The organism is Modestobacter excelsi (assembly GCF_005930495.1).
Taxonomy (GTDB): domain Bacteria; phylum Actinomycetota; class Actinomycetes; order Mycobacteriales; family Geodermatophilaceae; genus Modestobacter; species Modestobacter excelsi.
Genome location: NZ_SJEX01000142.1, coordinates 1 through 5,461, shown reverse-complemented (window position 1 = coordinate 5,461; position 5,461 = coordinate 1). Strand labels below are relative to the sequence as shown.

The following is a 5,461-nucleotide window of genomic DNA, read 5'->3' as shown; positions in this document are numbered from 1 at the left end:
GTCCTACTCTCCCACCCGGTCCCCCGGGCAGTACCATCGGCGCTGAAAGGCTTAGCTTCCGGGTTCGGAATGAGACCGGGCGTTTCCCTTTCGCCATGACCGCCGTAACACTGTGAAGATGACACCCACCCGCAGCCACCGGCCGATCCCGCACAGGGAACAGACACAGATGGGCTCACGGGCGGGCGGGGAACATCCCGCGTGAGCGGGGTTGCCCGTACCTTCAGAGCTGCACAGTGGACGCGAGACATGTTGCTGGATGTATGTGTGGTCAAGCCCTCGGCCTATTAGTACCGGTCAGCTCCACGCATTACTGCGCTTCCACCTCCGGCCTATCAACCCGCTGGTCTGGGCGGGGGCCTTACCCGGTTCACCCGGTGAGAGACCTCATCTTGAAGCGAGCTTCCCGCTTAGATGCTTTCAGCGGTTATCCCTGCCGAACGTAGCCAACCAGCAGTGCTCCTGGCGGAACAACTGGCACACCAGAGGTTCGTCCGTCCCGGTCCTCTCGTACTAGGGACAGCTCTTCTCAAGTCTCTTACGCGCACGGCGGATAGGGACCGAACTGTCTCACGACGTTCTAAACCCAGCTCGCGTACCGCTTTAATGGGCGAACAGCCCAACCCTTGGGACCTACTCCAGCCCCAGGATGCGACGAGCCGACATCGAGGTGCCAAACCATCCCGTCGATATGGACTCTTGGGGAAGATCAGCCTGTTATCCCCGGGGTACCTTTTATCCGTTGAGCGACACCGCTTCCACATGCCGGTGCCGGGTCACTAGTCCCAGCTTTCGCTCCTGCTCGACCCGTCGGTCTCGCAGTCAAGCTCCCTTGTGCACTTGCACTCGACACCTGATTGCCAACCAGGCTGAGGGAACCTTTGGGCGCCTCCGTTACATTTTAGGAGGCAACCGCCCCAGTTAAACTACCCACCTGACACTGTTCCTGATCCGGATCACGGACCGAGGTTAGACATCCAATTCGACCAGAGTGGTATTTCAACGGCGACTCCACGAACACTGGCGTGCCCGCTTCACAGTCTCCCACCTATCCTACACAAACCGAACCGAACACCAATATCAAGCTATAGTGAAGGTCCCGGGGTCTTTCCGTCCTGCCGCGCGTAACGAGCATCTTTACTCGTAGTGCAATTTCGCCGAGCCTGTGGTTGAGACAGCTGAGAAGTCGTTACGCCATTCGTGCAGGTCGGAACTTACCCGACAAGGAATTTCGCTACCTTAGGATGGTTATAGTTACCACCGCCGTTTACTGGCGCTTGAGTTCTGAGCTTCGCACCCGAAGGCACTAACCCGTCCCCTTAACGTTCCAGCACCGGGCAGGCGTCAGTCCGTATACATCGTCTTTCGACTTCGCACGGACCTGTGTTTTTAGTAAACAGTCGCTTCTCACTGGTCTCTGCGACCACCCACCGCTGCCCACCGCAAGGATGTTCACGATGAATGGCCCCCCTTCTCCCGAAGTTACGGGGGCATTTTGCCGAGTTCCTTAACCACAGTTCGCTCGATCGCCTTGGTATTCTCTACCTGACCACCTGAGTTGGTTTGGGGTACGGGCCGCTAAGAACTCGCTAGAGGCTTTTCTCGGCAGCATAGGATCATCCAATTCGCCTCATTCGGCTATGCGTCAGGCCTCACCCTCATATGGTGCGGATTTACCTACACCACGGGCCACACCCTTGCACCGGTACTACCACTCACCGGTAGGACTACCTTCCTGCGTCACCCCATCGCTTGCCTACTACCAGTCCGGGCCCTGCGCTCCACCCGATCAGACCCGAAGGCCAGTCACGAGTATTGGGCAGTTAGCATCGCTGGGTCCAGCATGGGCGTTCTTTCGCGGGTACGGGAATATCAACCCGTTGTCCATCGACTACGCCTGTCGGCCTCGCCTTAGGTCCCGACTCACCCTGGGCGGATTAGCCTGGCCCAGGAACCCTTGGTCATCCGGCGGGGGAGTTTCTCACTCCCCTTTCGCTACTCATGCCTGCATTCTCACTCGTGTGGCGTCCACGGCTGGATCACTCCGCCGCTTCCACCGCCACACGACGCTCCCCTACCCATCCCTCCACCTGGCCGGCACCGGTAACGGTGCCGACGGGTTCAGAGGAATGCCACAGCTTCGGCGGTGTGCTTGAGCCCCGCTACATTGTCGGCGCGGAACCACTTGACCAGTGAGCTATTACGCACTCTTTCAAGGATGGCTGCTTCTAAGCCAACCTCCTGGTTGTCACTGCGATCCCACATCCTTTTCCACTTAGCACACGCTTAGGGGCCTTAGCTGATGATCTGGGCTGTTTCCCTCTCGACTACGAACCTTATCGCCCGCAGTCTCACTGCCACGCTCTCACTTACCGGCATTCGGAGTTTGGTTGATTTCAGTAACCTTGTGGGGCCCCTAGACCATCCAGTGCTCTACCTCCGGCAAGAAACACGTGACGCTGCACCTAAATGCATTTCGGGGAGAACCAGCTATCACCGAGTTTGATTGGCCTTTCACCCCTACCCACAGCTCATCCCCTCCATTTTCAACTGAAGTGGGTTCGGTCCTCCACGCGGTCTTACCCGCGCTTCAACCTGGCCATGGGTAGATCACTCGGCTTCGGGTCTAGAGCACGCGACTGTGCCGCCCTGTTCGGACTCGCTTTCGCTACGGCTACCCCACACGGGTTAACCTCGCCACGTACCGCTAACTCGCAGGCTCATTCTTCAAAAGGCACGCAATCACCCCCACCACAGATGTGGCATAAGGCTCTCACGGCTTGTAGGCACACGGTTTCAGGTACTATTTCACTCCCCTCCCGGGGTACTTTTCACCTTTCCCTCACGGTACTTGTCCGCTATCGGTCACCAGGGAGTATTTAGGCTTAGCGGGTGGTCCCGCCAGATTCACACCGAATTTCACGGGCTCGGTGCTACTTGGGAGCAGATCCGGGAGAGACAGTGTTTTCGTGTACGGGGCTCTCACCCTCTACGGCGACCCCTTCCAGAGGCCTTCCACTAACACCATCTTTTCTGACTCCCCGTGCCCTCGGCAGAGAACACTGGATCGTCCCACGACCCCGACCACACAACGCCTGCCGGCTTGACATGCAATCGGTTTAGCCTCATCCGCTTTCGCTCGCCACTACTCACGGAATCACGGTTGTTTTCTCTTCCTGTGGGTACTGAGATGTTTCACTTCCCCACGTTCCCTCCACACGCCCTATGTGTTCAGGCGCGGGTCACACCACATGACTGGTGCGGGGTTCCCCCATTCGGAAATCCTCGGATCAACGCTCGGTTGACAGCTCCCCGAGGCTTATCGCAGCCTCCTACGTCCTTCATCGGCTCCTGGTGCCCAGGCATCCACCGTGTGCCCTTAACAACTTGGCCACACAAACACCCACGCCCACCCACCAACCCACCAAAGGGCTCATGGACCAGCGCAGGCATCCAGATACATACCTACAAACTTGCTAGATGCTCGCGTCCACTGTGCAGTTCTCAACGTACGGACAGACACCCCACATCCCCCACCGCCAGCCCCACCACACTCACAACGAGCAGCCATGGACGGTACGACGAGCATGAGGCCCTGCAGAAGAAGAAACAGTCGCCCGTTCCCTCAGGACCCAACAGCGTGCCTACGACCAGCTCCCCACACCACCACGTTCCACACCCCGCATCCGAAGACACCGGGGCCGTACTAGCAGCGACCTGAGTCACCAGCCGAACTGGTCAGTGTTCCACCCTCGAGCTCCGCCACCAACACCCGCCGGCATCCCTGAATGGAACCCCGGTCACGGTCGGTGCGCGGCTCTGGACCACCACAACACGTGTGGCGGCCAGTGCTCCTTAGAAAGGAGGTGATCCAGCCGCACCTTCCGGTACGGCTACCTTGTTACGACTTCGTCCCAATCGCCGATCCCGCCTTCGACGGCTCCCTCCACAAGGGTTGGGCCACCGGCTTCGGGCGTTACCGACTTTCGTGACGTGACGGGCGGTGTGTACAAGGCCCGGGAACGTATTCACCGCAGCGTTGCTGATCTGCGATTACTAGCGACTCCAACTTCATGGGGTCGAGTTGCAGACCCCAATCCGAACTGAGACCGGCTTTTTGGGATTCGCTCCACCTCGCGGTATCGCAGCCCTTTGTACCGGCCATTGTAGCATGTTTGCAGCCCTAGACATAAGGGGCATGATGATTTGACGTCATCCCCACCTTCCTCCGAGTTGACCCCGGCAGTCTCCTATGAGTCCCCACCATCACGTGCTGGCAACATAGAACGAGGGTTGCGCTCGTTGCGGGACTTAACCCAACATCTCACGACACGAGCTGACGACAACCATGCACCACCTGTGCACGACGCCAAAGGCACCCCGTATCTCTACGAGATTTCCGTGCATGTCAAGCCTAGGTAAGGTTCTTCGCGTTGCATCGAATTAAGCAACATGCTCCGCCGCTTGTGCGGGCCCCCGTCAATTCCTTTGAGTTTTAGCCTTGCGGCCGTACTCCCCAGGCGGGGCGCTTAATGCGTTAGCTGCGGCACGGAGACCGTGGAATGGCCCCCACACCTAGCGCCCAACGTTTACGGCGTGGACTACCAGGGTATCTAATCCTGTTCGCTCCCCACGCTTTCGCTCCTCAGCGTCAGTTACTGCCCAGAGACCCGCCTTCGCCACCGGTGTTCCTCCTGATATCTGCGCATTTCACCGCTACACCAGGAATTCCAGTCTCCCCTGCAGTACTCTAGTTTGCCCGTATCGACTGCAGGCCCGAGGTTGAGCCTCGGGTTTTCACAGCCGACGTGACAGACCGCCTACGAGCTCTTTACGCCCAATAATTCCGGACAACGCTTGCACCCTACGTATTACCGCGGCTGCTGGCACGTAGTTGGCCGGTGCTTCTTCTGTAGGTACCGTCACTTGCGCTTCGTCCCTACTGAAAGAGGTTTACAACCCGAAGGCCGTCATCCCTCACGCGGCGTCGCTGCGTCAGGCTTTCGCCCATTGCGCAATATTCCCCACTGCTGCCTCCCGTAGGAGTCTGGGCCGTGTCTCAGTCCCAGTGTGGCCGGTCACCCTCTCAGGCCGGCTACCCGTCGTCGCCTTGGTAGGCCATCACCCCACCAACAAGCTGATAGGCCGCGGGCCCATCCTCAGCCGATGAATCTTTCCACCACCAGACCATGCGGTCAGCGGTCACATCCGGTATTAGCACCAATTTCTTGGAGTTATCCCAGAGCTGAGGGCAGGTTGCCCACGTGTTACTCACCCGTTCGCCGCTAGGGCACCCCCCGAAGGAGGGCCTCGCTCGACTTGCATGTGTTAAGCACGCCGCCAGCGTTCGTCCTGAGCCAGGATCAAACTCTCCGTAGATGATTTGATCACAGCTGAGACCGAGAGTTGGCACTCTCGTTCAATCAACCAAAGGAACCCCACGAACCCCGAAGAATCCGCA

3 rRNA genes are annotated in these 5,461 nt (G+C 58.7%); all 3 read right to left on the bottom strand.

Annotated features, from left to right (window positions below):
- A 5S ribosomal RNA gene (gene rrf, locus FHL80_RS24775) occupies positions 1-107 on the bottom strand; the annotation flags it as partial.
- Between the two features lie 160 nt (positions 108-267).
- Positions 268-3,393, bottom strand: a 23S ribosomal RNA gene (locus FHL80_RS24770).
- 466 nt (positions 3,394-3,859) lie between these two features.
- Positions 3,860-5,379: ribosomal RNA gene (locus FHL80_RS24765) — 16S ribosomal RNA — on the bottom strand.
- Positions 5,380-5,461 lie beyond the last annotated feature (82 nt).